Origin of the sequence: Neptunomonas sp. CHC150 (genome assembly GCF_030397555.1) — a bacterium.
In the GTDB taxonomy this organism is placed as follows: Bacteria; Pseudomonadota; Gammaproteobacteria; order Pseudomonadales; family Balneatricaceae; genus Neptunomonas; species Neptunomonas phycophila.
Genome location: NZ_JAPNXU010000055.1, coordinates 1 through 554 on the forward strand (window position 1 = coordinate 1; position 554 = coordinate 554).

Here is a 554-nt window from a genome sequence, read left to right on the forward strand (position 1 = left end):
ACCTGCATCCATATCCCAGCCACCGTCAATCACTTTAATGTCGATGTATTTTTTGCTTTCTGATAAATGGCTATCCGGCATTGAGTTCATCCCATTCGGCTAACTGGTCTGGTGTCATTCCATTTGGTGCAGTGATGTAGACGTCACCGTATGAGCTCATGTTGCCGCCTTGTGGTTTATGAGTGGTCGTTACGTTTTGAACCATGTTTGGCGGTAGCGTTGGCATCGCTCCCAGTTGTTTGTATTCGGCAATGCTGCGACCGTTACCCGTTGGCATTTCTGGGGCGTCGAACGCCATTGGCTGAATAGATGTAGGCGCATTTCGCTCTGCTTGAACGGCTGCACTCACTTCTGGTGTATCAACCTTGCTACCCAGTTCAATATCCACACCGGGGATCATGTTCAGCAGGTCAACAATGCCCTCAATCGCTCCGGCAATAACATCAAACCAAGCCGTGTCTTTGAATGCTGCAGTTAAGTCGTCCCACCAATAGATTGCAGCGGCTACACCACCAATTAGCAGTGCAATACCAGCCACTACCCACGTGATTGGG

The 554-nt window shown here is 49.6% G+C and carries 1 pseudogene; it reads right to left on the reverse strand.

What is annotated here, in order from left to right:
* Positions 1–70 precede the first annotated feature (70 nt).
* A pseudogene (locus tag OW491_RS18160) lies at positions 71–554 on the reverse strand (hypothetical protein); the annotation flags it as partial.